Annotated in this window: 3 protein-coding genes and 1 other annotated feature; all 3 genes read left to right on the top strand. The window is 43.2% G+C overall.

Going from position 1 to position 22,898, the window contains the following annotated elements:
* The first annotated feature begins 144 nt into the window (after positions 1-144).
* Positions 145-367, top strand: a binding site (T-box leader).
* A gap of 37 nt (positions 368-404) precedes the next feature.
* The 3 genes from ileS (at position 405) to KHZ77_RS04175 (ending at position 22,439) form a co-directional block, all read left to right on the top strand.
* Complete coding sequence (gene ileS, locus KHZ77_RS04165; RefSeq protein WP_295196018.1) at positions 405-3,236, top strand: isoleucine--tRNA ligase; 2,832 nt, start codon at positions 405-407, stop codon at positions 3,234-3,236.
* Between the two features lie 242 nt (positions 3,237-3,478).
* On the top strand, positions 3,479-3,859 hold the full coding sequence (locus KHZ77_RS04170) for a hypothetical protein (RefSeq protein ID WP_295196020.1): 381 nt from the start codon (positions 3,479-3,481) through the stop codon (positions 3,857-3,859).
* Positions 3,860-4,718: 859 nt separating this feature from the next.
* Positions 4,719-22,439, top strand: a complete 17,721-nt coding sequence (locus KHZ77_RS04175) for a YadA-like family protein (protein WP_295196022.1) — start codon at positions 4,719-4,721, stop codon at positions 22,437-22,439.
* Positions 22,440-22,898: the final 459 nt, after the last annotated feature.

Genomic DNA, 22,898 nt, shown 5'->3' on the forward strand with positions numbered 1-22,898 from the left:
TTACAAATATAACATCTTGCATAAGCCCCCTTGACAAAACGCAATACCTTAACTATACTCTATCTATAACTAAATAAAATGACCATAATGTACGAGCGTAACGCCTTGATTTCAGGTGTGAAAGCAAATTGTACAGAGTCATAAAAACATGCGATGACTAAGACGGCTATTTCGGGTAGTTCTCAGCGAGCTGATGTACGGTGCGAGTTCAGCGAATGAAGAGATAGCGAATCACTTAGGAGCATACGAGTTAATTGTTAGAATATTTCACAAGCAAATTCGTCGGTGAACACCGTTATATGTGTGAGTGGCTTAAGTTTCTTAAGTCAGTAGGGTGGTACCACGGATATTTGCGTTCGTCCCTTCGGGGATGAGCGCTTTTTTTATTGAGAGGAGAGTTTGTAATGGATTACGGGAAAACACTTCATTTACCGGAAACAGAATTTCCTATGCGCGGCAACTTGCCAAAGCGGGAACCGGAATTTATCAAATTTTGGCAGGACCATAAAATTTATGAAAAACGCCTAGCAAAACGAGAAGGTCAGAAGCCGTTTGTTCTTCATGACGGCCCTCCATATGCTAACGGCAAGCTTCATATCGGCCATGCCCTTAACAAAACATTAAAAGACATCATCATGAAATATAAAACTATGCAGGGGTACTACACTCCATACATCCCTGGTTGGGATACGCATGGTTTACCAATCGAACATGCGGTAATCAAGAACACCGGCCTTAATCGCCATGAAATGAGCCCGCTTGATCTTCGTGCCAAATGTAAACAATACGCATTGGACTGCGTAGAAGAACAGAAGAAAGACTTTGTTCGTTTCGGCGTACTTGGCCGTTGGGAAGACCCATATTTGACATTGAAACCGGCCTTTGAAGTAAAACAAATCGGCATCTTCGGTGAAATGGCAAAACGCGGTCATATCTACAAAGGTTTGAAAACAGTTTACTGGTGTACACACTGTGAAACTGCCTTGGCAGAAGCTGAAATCGAATACCATGAAAAGAAATCCTTCTCCATCTACGTAAAATATGCGTACGTAAATGAGTTGAAACGCACCCTTCCTGAAGGCGTAGATCCTGCCAAAGCCTATGCTGTTATCTGGACAACTACACCTTGGACATTACCTGCATCCCAGGCAATCTCCGTAAACCCTGAGCTTAACTACTCCTGGGTACAGGTTGGCGATGAATACTACCTCATGGCGACCGATTTGGTGGAAAGTGCATTGAAAGATGCAAAAGTGGAAGAATACAAAGTTCTTAACACATTCTCCGGTGCTGATTTAGAATTGGCTACCTTTAAACATCCATTCGTAAATCGCACAGTGCCTGTATTATTAGGCTCTCATGTAACCTTGGAAGCCGGTACCGGCTGCGTTCATACCGCACCTGCACACGGCGAAGAGGACTTCTACATTTTCCAAGATTATAATAAAGCCGGCAAAATCAATGAGGATATCTTGTCCTTCGTAAATGCAACCGGTAACTATGTGGCAGCTGTAGATAACGACCGCTACGGCGATACAGAAGAAGCCTTGGCAGGTAAGGAAATCCATGATGCAGAAGTGCCTGTTTTGAAAATCCTTGCTCATAACGGTGCATTGTTGGCAAAAGGTACCCTTCGCCACCAATACGCACACTGCTGGCGCTGTAAGAACCCTGTTATCTACCGTGCAACGGAACAGTGGTTCTCCTCTGTTGACGGCTATCGTAAAGAAGCCCTCGACGTTATCGATAATCAGGTTCAATGGATCCCTAAATGGGGGCATGACCGCATTTACAACATGATCGCAGACCGCGGAGACTGGTGCGTATCCCGTCAACGTGTTTGGGGTGTGCCAATCCCTGTATTCTACTGCGATTCCTGCGGCGAATATGTAATCAATGATGAAACTATCAAATCCGTTCAGAGCTGGGTTGCCAAAGAAGGCTCCGACGCTTGGTGGAATCACACTGCTAAAGAATTATTGCCTGAAGGATTTACTTGCCCTCATTGCGGCCATGGCGAATTCCACAAGGAAACAGATATCATGGACGTTTGGTTCGACAGCGGTTCTTCTTGGGCCGGCGTTCTCGAAAACGAAGGTCTTGACGTTCCATGTGCTATGTACTTGGAAGGTTCCGACCAACATCGCGGCTGGTTCAACTCTTCCTTGTTGACTTGCGTAGCAACTAAAGGCCAAGCTCCATACAACTCCGTATTAACTCACGGTTTCGTAGTGGACGGCGAAGGTCGTAAAATGTCTAAATCCGTAGGTAATACGGTAGCACCTTCCGACATCATCGACGTGTACGGTGCTGACGTAATGCGTCTTTGGGTATCCTCCGCGGACTACCAGGGCGACGTACGTCTTTCCAAAGACATCGTAAAACAGTTGTCCGAAGTATATCGTAAAATCCGTAATACCTTCCGCTTCTTGTTAGGTAACTTGGATGACTTCAATCCAAATACAGATAAAGTTGCTTACGAACAATTATCTGAAATCGATAAATGGGCGCTCCTTCGTTTAGAAGAAGTTCGTCGTAAAGTAACTGAAGCGTATGAAAACTATGAATTCCACATTTTATATCATACAATTCACAACTTCTGTACCGTTGACTTGAGCTCCTTCTACCTCGATGTGTTGAAAGACACAATGTATGCGGAAGAAACTACTTCCTTGGCACGTCGCAGTGCACAGACCGCTATGTACCAGATCGTTACCACATTGGTACGCATGGTAGCGCCGGTATTGTCCTTCACCGCTGAAGAAGTATGGCAGTACATGCCAAAAGAAGACGGCATGGGCGAAAGCGTTATGCTTGAAGACTGGCCAACAGGCGTTGAAAGCCACTATGACGAAGCATTAGCTCAAAAATGGAGCCACTTATTGAACTTCCGTAGTGAATTGACGAAAGCTTTGGAAACTGCTCGTCAGGACAAAGTAATCGGACATTCCTTGGATGCAAGCATCACCGTATATGCTGATGGTGACGCATACCAGACATTGGCCAATGTAAAAGACTTGGCCGCATTGCTCATCGTGAGTGAAGCATACCTCGTAGAAGGCCGCAACAACGCACCGGCTGAAGCAGTAGCCACTGAAGAAGGCCACTTGAGCGTTGTAGTAAAACCAAGCCAATACGAAAAATGCGAACGCTGCTGGATCCATCGTGAAACAGTAGGTGCCGATAAAGAACATCCGACATTGTGCCATCGTTGTGTGGACGTATTAAGTAAATAATCTCTGAGTAAAATTTAATTGCTCGGGTAGCAAAAAAGAACACATCTTCCTTGCTCACACCTACAGCTTTGCTGATAGGAAAAGTCGCTGCGGAAGATGTGTTCTTTTTTTGTTTGAGTATTCTTAGCTTTTGCTCAGAGATTATTGGGGTGGGAGAAGGAAATGTATATTTGAGGTAGGGGTTCATAGTATAATTAAATAATTAGGAGTAAAGTTGGGAGTTGTTGAGATAAGGGGAGATTATGATGAGGTTTTTGCGGTTTTTGCGTGTGCTTTTGGTGGGGCTATTATTTTTTTGTGTATTGGGAATAAATGGTGTTTCGCAGGCTGCTGATTGGTATTATGTGGGTCAGAGTGCGAATGGAGATACTTTTTTCATTGATAATGAAAGTCTTGAAAAGACGAGTTTGCAAGCAAAGTTATGGGTCAGAAAAGGGAGTCCTGACGGTTCAACGATTTATTACTTGATGGGTATGGATCGTGAGTCGCGCACGGTAAAGGTTATTTCGCGGATTAAGTATGATGTATCCGGTGAGGTTGTTGAAGCGGGGGCGGTAAATAGTGAATGGCTTGTCATTGTACCGGACTCACCGATGGAGTGGATTTATTCGCTATTATGGTAACTGTTAAGGTGAAAATTAGTGCCTAATTATTATAACTGTGCATAGAGAGCTTCGGCTTTTAACTCTGAAGGGATTTAAGGGCGGAGGACCAGGTGGTTTATTGGGTAAATTTACAGAGAAATAATTCGAAAAAATAAGGATTAAACGGTACATTTAATCTAATAAGTGTAGCGAATATAATTAATACAGGTTATATAACTCTGATTTATAAAATTGGTTTGTCAATAAAAAATATGTCACCAAATCAGTGTCATAAAAAATTTCTTTTGCTAACTGTGAATTTTATGCATACTGAAAAATGACGATAAATATCGAATATAGTGAATAAACATAGTTGAATATTAAACTAACTCCAATTAGTCTATAGAATTTTTACATTTATAGATTAATTGGAGTTTTTGTTTGAGATAAATGAAGATTTTTCTATAAATATAAAAATATATCGTTAACCATTGTTGGATAAGAAATAATTATTAATAAATTCGCTTAACTAATCTGAGCTTACTCATTAAAAAATTACACGAAACATGAAATATAAATGAAAATAAAAGAAAGATAAAATAAGTAAGATGAAAATAGACGAATAAGAATGTATAGTTTGAAAAATAAAATGTATTATAGATATTTGATTTAATTTGATTTAAGGCGTATCATTGGTGTAATTAAAAAGGCCCTTGCCTTATCAAGTGTCAAGTAATCTATTGTTAAGTTAATTTTATACTTATTAAATGATTAAAGAAATATGTAAGAGCCATTAGTTAGTGTGAGTATTTTGAACAGTGTATTTAGTGTCATGTTAGAAAAGGAGTAAAAGGAGTAAAAGTTTTGAATAGGCTTCAAAATGAAAGGGGATGTTCATATGAACAGGAAAACGAAAGCATTTTTGGCAGCATCGTTACTTACAAGCTCAATTTTTTATCCGTGGGGAACCGGATTAGCGGCAGATTTAACTGAAGATCAGCAGGCGGTGTATGATGCGGTCATTGCAAAACTTCAGTTAGGAGAAGGTCCGGGCGTTACTATAGGGGAAAATTCGTCTACAAAAATGGATACATCTGTAGCCATTGGTACAAATGCTAATGCCAACGCGAATTCATCGAATACAGCGGTAGGTTGGAATGCTACCGCTACAGGTATTGGGCATAGTGCGGCCTATGGGACTAACTCAAAAGCATTGGGCGAAGGTTCGCTTGCTGTAGGTCCGGAGGCAGAGGCCTATGGAAAGGCTGGAATCGCGATTGGGAGTGCCGCGGTAAGTAATACGGAAACCTTGAATGAATCATCCATTGCTATCGGCGATAGAGCGAAAGCAAAAAGCAGTGGATCTATTGGCATGGGCATTGAGAGTATTGCATCAGGAAAACGCAGCATGGCCATGGGGATTCAAACACAGGCTACCGGTAATTATTCAATGGCCATAGGCGGTTATACAAGTGCTAGTGGTGCAGATTCAGTTGCAATCGGCCATAATGCTGTTGCTACTAAAAGTTCATCTGTGGCAATCGGGTCTAAGAGTGTGGCAGATAGGAGCTATGATACCTACGGCTATACAGTAGATCATGCGGCGTTTACAAGTGATGCCGAATTACTTACTTATCTTGGAAAAATAGATGAGTATAATGCAACTGTAGATATTATTGCAGCGAATAAAAAAGATTATGACGAAAAATATGCGGCATGGAGAGCTGATAGAGGAAATGAAGCATTAAGAGCTGCGGCCGAAGAAGCTGAATCAAAATGGGTTGCCAGCCAACAAGCTTTATTAAAACTTACGGCTGCCTATAAATCATACTTTGGTGCTGTATCGGTAGGCACAGATTTTGCGACTCGTCAGATTATAAATGTTGCGGCAGGTAGTGAAGATACTGATGCTGTTAACGTGGCTCAGTTGAAAGCTTTAAATAAAAAAGTTGATGCCAATAAGATTGAATACGTATCGATTAATTCAACCTATGAAGAAAATAAAGCCAATGATGGTGCTACTGAAGTTCATTCCGTGGCTATTGGGCCACAAGCAGGGGCAACCAGTAATTCTGCTATTGCTATCGGTCGGAATGCTCAAGCCTCCGGTAGCCATAGCGCGGCTTACGGGCCTGATACAAAAGCCATGGGTCAGTCTTCACTTGCTATGGGTAATTACAGTATTGCTGAATTAAAAAACTCAACGGCTCTTGGCGCTTTTACCAATGGAATAGGAACACGTTCTTTAGCAGTCGGAAGTCACAATGTTGCTGCAGGGCATGATTCTGTAGCAATTGGTTATGGAAGTTTAGCTTTTAATGGCTATATAGATAAGAAGGCGTATGATGCACTTTCACTTGAAGAACAGCAAAAATACTTTAAACCTAGTGGAGTTGAACACTATTTCCTAAAAGAAATGACGAATGGAAACAATATAGCTGGGAATTATTTGAATACAGCTGTCGGTTCGTATGCGAGAGCATTTAAACATGGGGTTGCTTTAGGAGGAATATCGGCTGCAGCAGAAAATAGTACAGCTATAGGTACCTCTGCGAAAGCAAACGTACAGGGGGCTGTAAGCCTTGGTTATAATACAAAGGGAACTGTAGAAAATGGGGTTGCCCTAGGTGCTCATTCAATAGCAGATCGTGAAAAAGGGAAAATAGGTTATGCTTTAGGTGGTGATAATAGTACCGTAGAAAAAGCTATGGAATCCACTGGTCAAAAAGTAAGATATGATGAGCTTACAGCTATCATTGAACCTTTAAAAGATGAATATAATAGATTATATAATGATTATTGGAATACCCCTTCTGGTTCAGATGCAGAAGCTGAAGCAAAACAGAAATTAGACTCTTGGGTTAATGAACATCCGGACTTTCTTTCTGCGACAAGAGAAAAAAAGCAGATAATTGGTACATGGCAATCGGGAAACGGTGCCGTCTCTATAGGCAGTGTGGGTGCTACAAGACAGATTACTAATGTTGCTGCGGGATCTGAAGATACTGATGCTGTGAACGTAGCCCAATTAAAGGCTTTAAATACTAAAGTTGACAATAACTCGATTAAATATTTTTCTGTCAAACCTACGTATTATGATGACAATACTGAATTGGTAGACGAAACTGTAAATGCTGATAATCAGGGCGCTACAGGTAGAAGTTCCATGGCTATTGGGGCCGGTGCAACAACGAATGCGTCTAATAGTATAGCTATTGGTCATAAAGCGACTATTTCGGATGATCGTGCACATGGGCAAACGGCAATAGGTTATAAGGCAACTGCTTCCGGCCAAGAGTCGGTAGCACTAGGTTCTTCTGCGAGCGCGGATGGCGTTTCAGTAGCTCTCGGTGGTTCGGCGAAGTCTACGTTATTGGGGGTTGCTGTCGGTTATAACGCTAAAAGTAATGGTAGCGGTGGTATTTCAGTGGGTAATGATTCGGAATCTAATTTTAGAACCGTAGCTGTTGGCGTTGGAGCTCAAGGTAAAAGCGAAAGTTCGGTAGCAGTAGGTAGTGAAGCGGCTACTTTTGCTAACGCTTCAGTAGCAACCGGCTCTAAGTCGGCTGTATATGGTAGCGGATCCATCGCTATTGGTACAGAAGCAGTTGTAAAAAGTAAAGTCATTACACCTGATGAATATAATGCGTTACCAGATGATGAAAAGGCAGACTATGTAGGGGCTGCATATGAAACTGACAAATTTGGTCAAAAAACACCGACGCAGTATATGAAAGTTGAAAATAGCGGTGGTTTTTATAATGGTATGGCTATCGGTACAGGTGCCACTGTATCCTCATCAAATGGTATGGCCTTAGGTGCCGTGAGCCGAGCTAATGGTGAAAATTCTGTTGCAGTAGGCCGACGCGCCACTTCAAATGTTACAGACGGCGTAGCACTTGGTGCATGGTCACTTGCCGATAGAGAAAGTGGCGTATATGGTTATACCGTTGATGGGATTACCTATGACTCAGACGAAGCACTGGCTAAATATATAGGTAAAACAATAGAATATCAAGCTGCAAATGATGAGTTTAACAGCAATGTGGCTCGCTTTAATGAGAAATACGAAGCATGGCAAAAAGACCCTAATAATGAACAGTTGAGAAATGAAGTAGCTCAAGCTTCTAATGCAGCCCAGGTTAGTTTTGAAAAACGTAATGCTATTGTAAATGCTTATAAATCAGGACTAGGCGCTGTTTCTGTAGGGAACGCTATAAATACGCGTCAAATTACAGGCGTTGCAGCCGGTAGTGAAGATACTGATGCCGTTAACGTGGCTCAATTAAAGGCTCTCAACACTAAAGTTGATGCCAATAAGATTGAATATGTGTCGATTAACTCTTCTGAAGATGAAAATAAAGCCAATGACGGCGCAACTGGATTGGATTCTGTAGCTATAGGTCCAAAAGCAAATGCAACTAAAGAAGGTGCTGTTGCTATTGGTCGGAATGTCGAAGCAAATGGTGGTGTAGCCATTGGTGAAAATGCTTCATCGAGTGCAAGAAATAGCGTAGCTATTGGCTTAGGTGCGATTGCAGGTAATGATTTACAATCAGATGTAGCAATTGGTAGCGGTAGTAAAGCTGCTGGATATAGCGTTGCAATCGGTAATGGCGCTTCTTCGTATATGGATCCGAATCCTGAATTTGGTAATGGTTCAGGTTTGGGCGTAGCAGTTGGTAGTAGTGCTACAGTAACAGGGCCAAGTGGTGTGGCCGTTGGCTTTGCCTCTGAAGCTACGTTCGAAGCAAATGCTTTAGGTGCTAGTGCTAAAGCAACGAGCCGTGGTGCAATAGCTATTGGTGACACGACAAAAGCCTCCGGATCAGGTTCAGTTGTACTTGGTAATAGGGCTGAAGCTAACGGTACATTCGGTATTGCCATAGGTACGTATACTAAAGGCTTAGGATCAAGCAGTATCGGTATCGGTGGTGAAACAGAGGCTACCGGTAATTGGAGTATGGCTGTAGGCCGTAAAGCTATTGCCAGTGCTGATTTGAGTACGTCTGTTGGTCCTTATAGTAACGTGACCTCGGAAAAATCAACGGCAGTTGGTTCTTGGGCTAGTGCTGAAGACGGTAAATACGCAACAGCTGTTGGCTATTATGCTAGAACGAGGGCCGGAAGTTCAGTTGCTTTAGGTAGCTATTCAATCGCATCCGATGGTGCCTCTATGGCATTAGGCTATGATTCAGCAGCTAATGTAAATACCGGTGTGGCTTTAGGCTCTTATTCCATAGCAGATAGAGGTAGTAAAGTCGAAGGCTATAATGTTGATGGTTTGACTTTTAAGTCCGATGCAGAGATTGCAGCTTATTTAGGTAAGGCAGAAGCTTATCAAACTGCAACAGAAGATTTCAATGCTAAATTAGCTGTTTATAATAATAAAAAAGCAGCTTTAGAAGCAGATCCAAATAATGAACAGCTTAAGAACGAATTTGCCGAAGCTGAAGCAGCTACACAAGCCAGCTTTGAGGCAAGAAATGCGATTATAGCAGCCTATCGTTCAACCTTAGGTGCTATTTCAGTAGGTAGTGACCTTGATACTCGTCAGATTACCAATGTGGCGGCCGGTAGTGAAGATACTGATGCTGTTAACTTGGCTCAATTAAAGGCTCTCAATACTAAAGTTGATGCCAATAAGATTGAATATGTATCGATTAACTCTTCTGAAGAAGGTAATAAGCTAAATGATGGGGCAGTAGCAAAAGACACGATTGCTATAGGACCTAATGTTAAGACAAGCGTTGAAGCTGGCGTAGCTATCGGTCGTAATATAGATTCTAAAGGCGGTGTCGCTGTCGGTGAAGAAGCATATTCAAGCTCAAGGCATAGTGTAGCTATTGGTTATGGTGCTATCGCCGGCGATACTATACAAGCTGATGTAGCTATAGGTGATGGGGCAAAAGCAAGGGCCTATAGTGTGGCTATAGGGAATGGTGCCGATGCATTTATGGATCCCGACCCTGAAAGCAATGGTAGTGGATTAGCCGTTGCTATCGGTAGCGGTGCTAAGGTAAAAGGTCAAGGCAGTGTGGCCATAGGTAGTGGGGCGCTGGCCGAATTTTCATCCAGTGCTATGGGGATAGATGCTAAAGCAAATGGCCGTAATGCAGTTTCAATTGGTGACAGGTCAAATGCTACAGGCAATAGCACTGTCGCCATCGGTACTGAAGCTAAAACAGATAGCGTATACGGTGTTGCCATTGGTCCTACTGCCAAAGGTTTAGGGTTTGGTAGTGTTGGTATTGGCGGTGGAGCAGAAGCTACCGCTAATTGGAGCATGGCTATGGGACAAAAAGCGGTTGCCAGTGCCCAGCTAGGCACGGCTTTAGGCCATTATAGTAATGTTTCGTCGAAAAATTCAACTGCAATAGGTTCTTATGCTCGTGCTACAGGTGGTACAGATGCCACCGCGGTTGGTTATAAAGCCCAAACAACGGCAGGGAGTTCAGTGGCTTTAGGGGCCTATTCTGTAGCTGACAGAGCAGGTGGAGTCTACGGTTATACTGTTGATGGAGTTACCCTTTCCACTGGTGCTGAAGTTGCTGCTTATTTAGGTAAAATAGAAGAATATCAAGCGGCAAATGAGGATTTCAATGCTAAATTAGCTGTATTTAACGAGAAAAAAGCCGCTTTAGCGAATGATCCTAATAATGCACAGTTGAAAGCTGAGCTTAATGAAGCAGGTGCAGCAACGCAAGCAAGCTTTGATGCACGAGATAAGATTATTTCTGCATATCGCTCCGGTTCAGGTGCTGTTTCTGTAGGTACTGCGGCCAATACGCGTCAGATTATTAATGTGGCGGCAGGTTCGGAAGATACTGATGCAGTTAACGTGGCACAACTTAAAAAGGTTAGCGAAAACGTCAATAAAGGTTGGACTTTAGGCGTTTCCAGACTACCGGGTGCTGTAACTAATGAATCTGAAGCAAACGGTGAAGCAACAACTATTACACCAGGCGGTGAAGTCGTACTTCGTGCTGAACGTGGCATAAAACTTAATCAAGATGGCAAGTTTGTCGATATCGGACTTAAATTTATAGATATGGATCTTGGTGGCAACCCAACTGATGCGGATGCTAAAGCTTCTGGCGGTGCCAGCTTGGCGGTGGGACAACATAGTATTGCCGATGGACATCAAAGTACAGCGGTTGGTTGGTTTACACATGCCGGTGCAAATGCTTTTGCCGGTGGTACGAGTGCAGATGCTTCAGGGGATTATTCTATAGCGATTGGTTCAAATGCGAAAGCAACGGCTACCGGTACTGTGGCTATCGGTAGTGGTAAACGAATTGATGAAAATAATCCAGCATCAGATTATAGAAAAGTGGATAGCGAGTGGGGGATAGCAGTAGGTGACGAAGCTGCTGTTGATAATCAATCGAAGGCAGCAACGGCTACCGGTTATCGCTCAGAAGTAAGTACTTCTGAATGGGGCAGTGCTTATGGAGCAACATCAAAGGTAACAGGTTCTAAATTAGGTACTTCTATAGGCTCTAGTGCTGAAGTTAAATCATCCGAAAATGGTACCTCTATAGGTTCATTTGCTAAAGTTACAAGTTCTCGTAGTGGCACTGCTATGGGGGTTAGTGCTAAAGTTGAGAATAGTGAATCAGGAACCGTATTAGGTTCGTTTTCTAATATATCGAATTCTGCATATGGCATAGCAATAGGGCCAAGTGCTAAAGTCACAAATTCTCATTCGGGCATGGCAATAGGCTCTAAGACTAATGTTAATAACGCAAATTATGGTATGGCTATAGGCATTAACAGTTCCGTTACCAATCAAGGTGGAGTAGCCTTGGGCTATGGTGCTGTTGTTTCTGAACTGTCAGGGGTTGCCTTAGGTCTTGGTGCAGTAGCTAATCGAAATGCTGAAGTGTATGGTTATTCGCCTGATGGTACTACTTTTACCGATGACGCCTCTATCGCGGCCTATTTAGGGAAAATGGCTGAATTTGAATCGGCAAATCAAGATTATGTTGAAAACGTTAAAGTTTATCAGGAAAAATTAGCGGCTTATCAGCAAAATCCTACAAATCAGGAGGCACTAAGAGCTTTTCAAGAGGCATCAAATAACATGACTGCAAGTTTCAATAAACGGACTAGTATTATTGCAGCATATAAACCTAGTTATGGTGCTGTTTCAGTAGGTGGTTCAGGCGCAACTCGTCAGATTATAAATGTAGCAGCAGGCACAGAGAATACTGATGCCGTTAACTTGGCTCAGCTTAAAACCGTGGAAACAATTGCCAAAGCTCATACCGAACTCACTCTTGATGGTAAATCTGCAACAGCCGGTGAAAATAGTGAATTCGGCAATTACATTGGTGAAAACAATCTTACCATGGCTGTGAAAGACGTTAACGGTCAGAAGGTTTATGATCTCAAGTTGAGTAATCAAGTTGTTATCGGCCAACCTGGTAAAGATGGCAAAGACGGTACGCCTGGTAGCATTGGTTTAGTAGGTCCACAAGGTCCTGCCGGTGAAGATGGACAACCTGGTAAAAATGCGTATGCCGAAATCTCCGTGAAGAACGGCGTTGACGGTGTTGATGGCAAGCATGGTAAAGACGGTATCACTCGTATCGTTTATGAAGATGAAAACGGTGAAGAACGCGTTGTTGCTACGATGGATGACGGTTTGAAGTTTGCCGGCGATACAGAAAATGTAACTATCGCTAAGAAATTGAACGAAACCTTAACCATAACAGGTGGTATCAGCGATGCAAGTTTACTTACAGACAACAACATTGGTGTTGTTGCTGAAGATAAAGGTGGCTTAACCGTTAAATTGGCTAAGAATCTCAATCTGTCTGACGGTAGTGTAGCCTTTGCTGAAACGGCGAAAGATAAAGAGGGCAACACTCTTGTAAAAGGTGAAGATGGTAACTGGTATGCAGATTTAACCGATGCTGTTTATGATGCAGATTCGCAGACTTACACTAAGGATGGCGAAACATTACAAGCTGCACCTAATCCTGTAATTGGTGCAGTTAAGTTGAGCTCCATGGGTTTAGACAATGGCAATCAACGTATCGTTAACGTGGCAACGGGGATTGATGGCACTGACGCAGTCAATGTTGACCAACTCGACGCAGCTATTTCTAAAGTATCCTCAGACGTTGGCGGTGCTCATACCGAACTCACTCTTGATGGTAAATCCGCAACAGCCGGTGCTGATGGTGCCTTAGGCGAATACATTGGTGAAAACAATCTCACCATGGCTGTTAAAGACGTTAACGGTCAGAAGGTATACGACCTCAAATTGAAGAATGAAGTTGTTATCGGCCAACCTGGCAAGGATGGTAAAGACGGTACTCCTGGTAGCATCGGTTTAGTTGGTCCGCAAGGCCCTGCCGGTGAAGACGGACAACCTGGTAAGAATGCCTACGCTGAAATCTCCGTGAAGAACGGTGTTGACGGTGTCGATGGCGCTAACGGTAAAGACGGTATGACTCGAATCGTTTATGTTGATGAAAACGATAAAGAGCATACGGTAGCTACTTTGGAAGATGGCTTGAAATTTGCCGGTGATACAAAAGATGTAACGATCGCTAAGAAATTGAACGAAACCTTAACAGTAACAGGTGGCATCAGTGAGACAAGCTTGTTAACAGACAACAATATCGGTGTTGTTGCTCAAGATAAAGGCGGCTTGACCGTGAAATTGGCCAAGAACATTAACCTGTCCGACGGCAGCGTAGCCTTTGTTGAAACGGCGAAAGATGCAGACGGTAACGCACTCGTTAAAGGTGAAGACGGTAACTGGTACACTGATTTAACCGATGCGGTTTATGATGCGGATGCTCAAAGTTACACTAAAAATGGAGAGGTTATAACGGCAGTAGCAAATCCTGTGGTGGGCACTGTGAAATTAACTTCTAATGGTTTGGATAATGGTAATCAACGGATTACTAACGTGGCAGCTGGGGTTCAAGCTACAGATGCTGTGAATATGTCACAGTTGAATGATCTTACTACAAAAGTAGATTCTAATAAGATTGAATACGTATCGATTAAATCTTCTGAAACAGAGAATAAACTTAATGATGGGGCTACGGGAGATAACTCGATTGCTATTGGCCCTAAAACAAAAGTAACAGCTGCGAGTGCTGTTGCTACCGGCTATCAATCTGAAATTAGTAATTCTAATTTTGGCAGTGCGTATGGTGCCACTTCTAAAGTAGCCGATTCGGAACAAGGAACTGCAATTGGTTACGGTACTCTAGTAGATAATTCGTTATTTGGAACCGCACTCGGTACAAGGGCTAACGTTACTAATTCACTCCAGGGGACTGCTGTAGGGCAATCGGCTATTGTTAGTGGTTCGAATTATGGAACTTCTTTGGGCACATTCTCGAAAGTAATAAACTCTGATTCCGGTATTGCTATTGGTTCTATGGCAAATGTTAATAATGCAAATTATGGTATGGCCATAGGTATTAATAGTTCGGTTACTAATCAAGGAGGTACAGCCTTAGGCTATGGAACATCTGTAACAGAAAAATCGGGGGTTGCCTTGGGCTTAGGTGCAGTGGCCAATCGTAGTGCTGAAGTATATGGCTATTCACCTGATGGTGTAACCTTTACGGATGACGCATCAGTAGCAGCCTATCTAGGTAAAACTGCTGAATTTGAACAGGCAAATCAAAATTATGTTGAAAAAGTTCAGATTGTCCAGGAAAAATTAGCGGCGTATCAGCAGAACCCGAGAGATCCAAATGCAATACAAGCTTATGTAGATGCTGCAAACGCTATGACTGAAAGCTTTGAAAAACGGACCGGGATTATTGCAGCATATAAACCTAGTTATGGTGCTGTTTCAGTAGGTGGTTCAGGTGCTACTCGTCAGATTATTAATGTTGCGGCAGGCTCTGAAGATACTGATGCGGTTAACTTGGCTCAACTTAAAACGGTAGAAACCATTGCCAAAGCACATACCGAACTTACCCTCGACGGTAAATCTGCAACAGCTGGGGCTGATGGTGCTTTAGGCGATTACATCGGTGAAAACAACCTTACTATGGCTGTGAAAGATGTTAACGGGCAGAAAGTTTATGATCTCAAATTGAGTAATGAAGTTGTTATCGGTCAACCAGGCAAGGACGGCAAAGACGGTACCCCTGGTAGCATCGGTTTAGTTGGTCCACAAGGTCCTGCCGGTGAAGACGGACAACCGGGCAAAAACGCTTACGGCGAAATTTCCGTGAAGAATGGTGTTGACGGTGTAGATGGTACTAACGGCAAAGACGGCATGACTCGAATCGTTTATGTTGATGAAAACGATAAAGAGCATACGGTAGCCACGCTGGAAGACGGCTTGAAGTTTGCCGGTGATACAGAAAATGTAACTATCGCTAAGAAATTGAACGAAACCTTAACAGTAACAGGTGGTATAAGCGATGAAAGCTTGTTGACAGATAATAACAATGGTGTGGTAGCTAAAGCTGACGGTGGTTTAACTGTTAAGTTGGCTAAGAACCTCAACTTGTCTGATGGCAGTGTAGCCTTTGCCGAAACTGCAAAAGATAAAGAGGGTAATGCTCTTGTAAAAGGCGAAGACGGCAATTGGTACACCGATTTAACAGATGCTGTTTATGATGCAGATTCGCAGACTTACACTAAGGATGGCGAAATATTACAAGCTGCACCTAATCCTGTAATTGGTGCAGTTAAGTTGAGCTCCACGGGTTTAGACAATGGCAATCAACGTATTGTTAACGTGGCAACTGGGATTGATGGCACTGATGCAGTCAATGTTGACCAACTCGATGCAGCTATCTCTAAAGTGTCTTCAGATGTTGGCGGTGCTCACACCGAACTCACTCTAGACGGTAAATCCGCAACAGCCGGTGCTGATGGCGCCTTAGGCGATTACATTGGTGAAAATAACCTTACTATGGCCGTGAAAGATGTAAACGGTCAGAAGGTTTACGATCTCAAGTTGAAGAATGAAGTTGTTATCGGTCAACCTGGCAAGGATGGTAAAGACGGTACACCTGGTAGCATTGGGTTAGTAGGTCCGCAAGGTCCTGCCGGTGAAGACGGACAACCTGGTAAGAATGCCTACGCTGAAATCTCCGTGAAGAACGGTGTTGACGGTGTCGATGGCAAACATGGTAAAGACGGTATTACCCGTATCGTTTATGAAGATGAAAACGGTGAAGAACACACTGTAGCTACTCTGGATGACGGCTTGAAGTTTTCCGGTGATACAGAAAATGTAACCATCGCTAAGAAACTGAATGAAACCTTAGAAGTTAAAGGTGGCATTAGCGATGCAAGCTTGTTGACAGATAACAACATTGGTGTGGTAGCTAAAGCTGATGGCGGCTTAACCGTTAAATTAGCTAAGAACCTTAACTTGGCTGACGGTAGTGTGCGAATTGGTGGCACGACTGATGAAAATGGCACAACCAAAGGCGGTATCTACATCGCTAATCAGAAAGATGTACCAACGACTAAGGACGGTAAGACCGAAGATGGTTTATTCATTACCGGCCTCACCAATACGAAGTGGAATCCTGATGCTAATGGTATCGTAAGCGGTCGAGCTGCAACTGAAGATCAGTTGAATGCGGCTATCTCTAAAGTATCTGAAGCTGTTGGCGGAGCTCATACTGAACTCATGCTTGATGGCAAATCCGCCACATCCGGTGCTGATGGTAAATTTGGCGATTACATCGGTGACAACAATCTCACCATGGCTGTTAAAGACGTTAACGGTCAGAAGGTTTACGATCTCAAGTTGAAGAATGAAGTTGTCATCGGTCAACCAGGCAAGGATGGCAAAGACGGCACACCTGGTAGCATCGGTTTAGTTGGTCCGCAAGGTCCTGCCGGTGAAGATGGACAACCAGGTAAAAATGCGTATGGCGAAATCTCCGTGAAGAACGGTGCTGATGGTGTGGATGGTACTAACGGCAAGGACGGTATGACTCGAATCGTTTATGTTGATGAAAACGATAAAGAGCATACAGTAGCTACTCTGGAAGATGGCTTGAAATTTGCCGGTGATACAGAAAATGTAACCATTCCTAAGAAGCTCAATGAAACACTTGAAGTTAAGGGCGGAATTAGCGATGCAAGTCTGCTTACGGACAACAATGTTGGTGTTGTAGCGAAAGCTGACGGCGGCTTAACCGTTAAGTTGGCTAAGAACCTCAACTTGAATGATGGTAGTGTACGTATTGGTGGAACTACTGATGAAAGCGGTGTCACTACTGGCGGTATTTACATTGCTAGTCAAAAAGCGGTTCCAACTACCAAGGATGGTAAAACCGAAGACGGCTTATTTATTACCGGCTTAAGCAACACGAAGTGGAATCCTGATACTAATGGCATCGTTAGCGGTCGAGCTGCTACTGAAGATCAGCTGAACACAGCGATTTCTAACGTAGTAACATCTGTCGGTGGCGCTCATACAGAACTAACTCTTGACGGCAAATCCGCAACAGCTGGTGCTGATGGTGAGCTTGGCAAGTACATCGGTGAAAACAACCTCACTATGGCGGTGAAAGACGTAAACGGTCAGAAAGTTTATGACCTCAAACTTAGCAATGAAGTTGTTATCGGTACACCAGGCAAAGATGGTAAAGACGGTACACCTGGTAGTATCGGTTTAGTAGGTCCGCAAGGCCCTGCCGGTGAAGACGGGCAACCGGGTAAGAATGCTTACGGCGAAATTTCCGTAAAGAACGGTGCTGACGGTGTGGATGGTACTAACGGAAAAGACGGTATGACTCGTATCGTATATGTTGATGAGAACGATAAGGAACATACGGTCGCTACTCTGGAAGACGGCTTAAAGTTTGCTGGTGATACAGAAAATGTAACTATTGCTAAAAAGTTGAATGAAACTTTAGAAATTAAAGGTGGCATTACTGATACAAGCTTACTCACAGACAATAATATTGGTGTCGTTGCTCAAGATAAAGGTGGTTTAACCGTTAAATTAGCTAAGAACCTCAACTTGAATGACGGTAGTGTTCGAATTGGTGGCACAATTGATGAAAATGGTGTAACAACTGGTGGTATTTACATCGCTAATCAGAAAGCGGTTCCAACGACTAAGGACGGCAAGACAGAGGATGGCTTGTTTATTACCGGCTTAAGCAATACGAAGTGGAATCCTGATGCTAATGGCATCGTTAGCGGTCGCGCTGCTACTGAAGATCAGCTGAACGCAGCGATCTCTAACGTAGTAACTTCTGTTGGCGGTGCTCACACTGAACTTACTCTCGACGGCAAATCCGCAACAGCTGGCTCTGATGGTGAATTAGGCGATTACATTGGTGAAAACAACCTCACCATGGCTGTGAAAGATGTAAACGGTCAGAAAGTTTACGACTTGAAGTTGAGTAACGAAGTGGTCATCGGTACACCGGGTAAGGACGGCAAAGACGGTACTCCTGGTAGCATTGGCTTAGTCGGTCCGCAAGGCCCTGCCGGTGAAGACGGACAACCGGGTAAAAATACTTACGGCGAAATTTCCGTGAAGAACGGCGTTGACGGTGTCGATGGCACGAACGGTAAAGACGGTATGACTCGAATCATTTATGTTGATGAAAACGATAAAGAGCATACTGTAGCTACTCTAGAAGACGGATTGAAGTTCGCCGGTGATACAGCAGACGTAACGATTCCTAAGAAACTGAACGAAACTCTAGAAGTTAAGGGTGGAATCAGTGATGCAAGCTTACTAACGGATAATAACATCGGTGTCGTAGCCAAAGCAGATGGTGGATTAACTGTTAAATTAGCTAAGAACCTCAAATTGAATGACGGTAGTGTACGCATTGGTGGAACTACAGCTGAAGACGGAACTGTTACTGGCGGCATCTATATCGCTAATCAGAAAGACGTGCCAACGACTAAGGACGGTAAGACTGAAGATGGCTTGTTTATTACTGGTTTAGGCAATACCAAGTGGGATCCAGATGCTAATGGTATTGTAAGTGGTCGAGCTGCTACGGAAGATCAGTTGAACACAGCAATTTCCAACGTTGTGACCTCAGTTGGCGGTGCTCATACCGAACTTACTCTCGACGGTAAATCCGCAACAGCCGGAGCTGATGGCAAGTTAGGCGATTACATTGGTGATAACAATCTCACCATGGCCGTGAAAGATGTTAACGGTCAGAAGATTTACGATCTGAAATTAAGTAATGAAGTGGTTATTGGTACACCTGGCAAAGATGGTAAAGACGGTACTCCTGGTAGCATCGGTTTAGTTGGTCCACAAGGTCCTGCCGGTGAAGACGGGCAACCGGGTAAAAATGCTTACGGCGAAATTTCCGTGAAGAACGGTGCTGATGGTGTCGATGGCACTAACGGCAAAGACGGCATGACTCGTATCGTTTATGTCGATGAAAACGATAAAGAGCATACGGTAGCCACTCTGGAAGACGGATTGAAGTTCGCCGGTGATACAAAAGATGTAACGATCGCTAAGAAGCTCAACGAAACTTTAGAAGTTAAAGGCGGTATCAGTGATGCAAGCTTGTTAACAGATAATAACATCGGTGTCGTAGCAAAAGCCGATGGCGGCTTAACTGTTAAATTAGCTAAGAATGTTAACTTATCTGACGGTAGTGTCACTATTACTGCTGACTCGGCTAAAGACGCAGACGGCAATTGGCTCGTTAAAGGTGAAGACGGTAACTGGTACACTGATTTAACCGATGCTGTCTATGATGCAGCTACTCAGACTTACACTAAAGACGGTGCAACCTTAACGGCTGTAGCAAATCCTACAATGGGATCCGTGAAGTTAAGTTCAACCGGTCTAGACAATGGCAACCAACGTATCGTTAACGTGGCACCTGGTAAGCTTGATACTGATGCTGTTAACATGGCTCAACTTCGCAAAATAGCTGAAAAGACAGATCATCATAATAGGGTTACTATTTATGGTAAATCAGCTGAGCCAGGTGAAGATGGCAAACATGGTGAATACATTAAAAATCTTAATCTCACTATGGGTGTAAAAGAAGAAAATGGACAACTAATCCATGATATTCAATTGTCTAAATTCATCGATTTGGAAGAAGGTCAGTTAACCTTTACGCCACCGCAGGATGAAAACAATCCTACCTTTAGACAGGCGGCAGATGCTAATACGAGTCAGGTAACCTTAAGTGCAGCCGGTTTAGACAGCGGTAATCAGCGCATTATTAACGTAGCTGACGGTGTGGATGATAAAGATGCGGTTAACGTATCACAGTTGAAAGCCAATAAGGTAACTTTGACTGCTGGAGATAATGTTAAAATTACGCCTGAGAAGGAAACTGATGGTTCTACAAATTATACAATTGCATCTACCGATACGATTACCGGTCTCACTAATACTAAATGGGACCCTGATGCCAATGGTATTGTAAGTGGTCGAGCTGCTACTGAAGATCAGCTAAACGCAGCAATCTCTAACGTAGTAACCTCTGTTGGTGGCGCTCACACCGAACTTACTCTCGACGGCAAATCTGCAACAGCTGGAGCTGATGGAGCCTTAGGTGAATACATTGGCGATAATAATCTCACTATGGCAGTGAAAGATGTAAACGGTCAGAAGGTTTATGACTTGAAGTTGAGTAATGAAATTGTCATCGGTACACCAGGTAAGGACGGCAAAGACGGCAAGCCTGGTAGCATCGGTTTAGTTGGTCCGCAAGGTCCTGCCGGTCAAGACGGACAACCGGGTAAAAATGCTTACGGCGAAATCTCCGTGAAGAACGGTGCTGATGGGGTCGATGGCACTAACGGTAAAGACGGTATGACTCGTATCGTTTATGTTGATGAAAACGATAAAGAACATACGGTAGCTACTCTAGAAGATGGCTTGAAGTTTGCCGGCGATACTAAGGACGTAACCATCGCTAAGAAATTGAACGAAACCTTAACAGTAACAGGTGGTATCAGCGATGCAAGCTTACTATCGGATGATAACATTGGTGTCGTTGCTCAAGACAAAGGCGGCTTAACTGTAAAATTAGCTAAGAACCTTAACTTGGCTGATGGTAGTGTACGCATTGGTGGAACTACTGCTGATGATGGCAGTCTTACTGGTGGCATTTACATTGCTAATCAGAAAGCTGTACCGACAACTAAGGAAAATACAACCGAAGACGGTTTATTTATTACGGGGTTAGCTAATACTGATTGGAATCCGGAAGCTAACGGTATTGTTGAAAACCGTGCAGCTTCTGAAAAACAACTGAAGGCTGTGGCCGATTCTTCCGCAAGAGTGGATGCAACTAACTTGTCAGATGATAATGTAAATAGCTGGAAAACTAAATTGGGGATTACTGATACCTTACTCAGTGATGCTGGAGCATGGAAACTTACTGTAAATGGTACAGGCGAACGGGCCATTAAAAAAGACTCTGTGATTAATTTTGTTAATGGCGAAAAGGTTCAGATTACTCAAGAAGATAATAACATCAAGGTAGGTCTAGACTCTAAATTCGTAGAGCAAGTTACCAATAATACGAAGAATATCACCGATTTGGACAACCGTGTAACTAAGGTTGAAGGCGATATTACTAAGATTAACAATGACATTACCAATATTAACACCAGCATCACCAATATCAATAATCAAATTACTGATATAACAGAAGGTAAAGTTGGCGTAGCTAATGTAGTTGGCGATACGGAAACCGGTGTTAAGGTTGAAAAGGTCGATGCTAATGATGCGACTAAGGGTGTCAAAGTCAGTCTTGAGGAAAAGATCAAGGTCGGCGGTATTACTATCGATGGTAAGGCTCCAGCTGAAGGTGAAACGGCAAGCCGTACGATTACCGGTTTAACTAACACAACTTGGGATGCTGATAAGGTTGTGGAAGATCGTGCAGCTACGGAAGGTCAATTGAAAGATTTTGCCGAGACTATCTCACAATCTGCAAGCCCTACAAAAATCAACGGTGACGATAATATCAACGCCGTTAAAGTGGAAGGTAAAAACGAATACAACTTGTCCTTAAGTGATGACTTGAAGGTTGGCAACAGTATTTCCGTTGATAACATGACGTACATTTCCAAAGACGGCATTAATGCTAATGATAAGGAAATTAAGAACGTGAAGGCTGTTGAACTTACAGCTGACGGCACAAGCGCAGCGACAACCGGTCAGGTTTACACGGTTCGTGAAGAGTTGACCAGTGCTATCGGCGGCGTTGCCTTAGGTGTTCAAAATAACGCTCGTCAGATTTCGAAACTGGATTCGAAGATTAATAAATCCGGTGCCGGAGCAGCCGCATTGGCCGCTTTACATCCGCTCGATTACGATCCGGACAACAAGTGGAATTTCACAGCCGGCGTAGGCACTTATCACGGTTCTAACGCAATGGCCGTAGGCGCATTCTATCGTCCGAACGAAGATTTACTGTTCAGCGTGGGCGGCTCCATGGGCAATGGCGAAAACATGATGAACATGGGTGTGAGTATGAAGTTTGGTAATTCCAATCCATATGCAAGCATGAGTAAAGGTCGCCTCATTGAATATGTAGAACAACAGACTAGCGAAATTGATGCGTTGAAAGCACAGAACGAAAGTCAGAATGAACGTATTCAAAAACTGGAAGAATTGGTAAATTCCCTGATCGCAGGCTAGACGCAAGATAAATCATTTAAAGAAAAAACTTAATTTTAAATTTTGATATATCGAAAATTTCGCAATGCGTTTATAATGAAGTAAAGGGGGGATTCTATGGCATTGGAGACGTTAAACGCTTTGTAAAGAAAACATAAATTTGTAAGTACATTGTTAGTAAATTGGGGTTGAGAAATACCTCGGGTCAAAACAATCACAAACGGTCAGCAAAGGCTTCGGTATGTAGGGCGTACCGGAGCCTTTTGCATTGCGCCGTATAGGAGATTTTCTTGATATAGTGTATAATTTAAACTAAGATTGATTGCAGATGCTATATAGATGGAACATATAGCGGATAGCTTGAAGTATAGACAGTACGCAAACAGTTCATATATGATAGCTTGAAGTAAGGGCGTCGTTGCAATGTGAAGGATTTAATAGAGGGAAGGTATTCGTGTTTTGGCATAAGGGGATTAAAAA

This window comes from Veillonella sp. (genome assembly GCF_018364065.1).
Classification (GTDB): Bacteria; Bacillota; Negativicutes; order Veillonellales; family Veillonellaceae; genus Veillonella_A.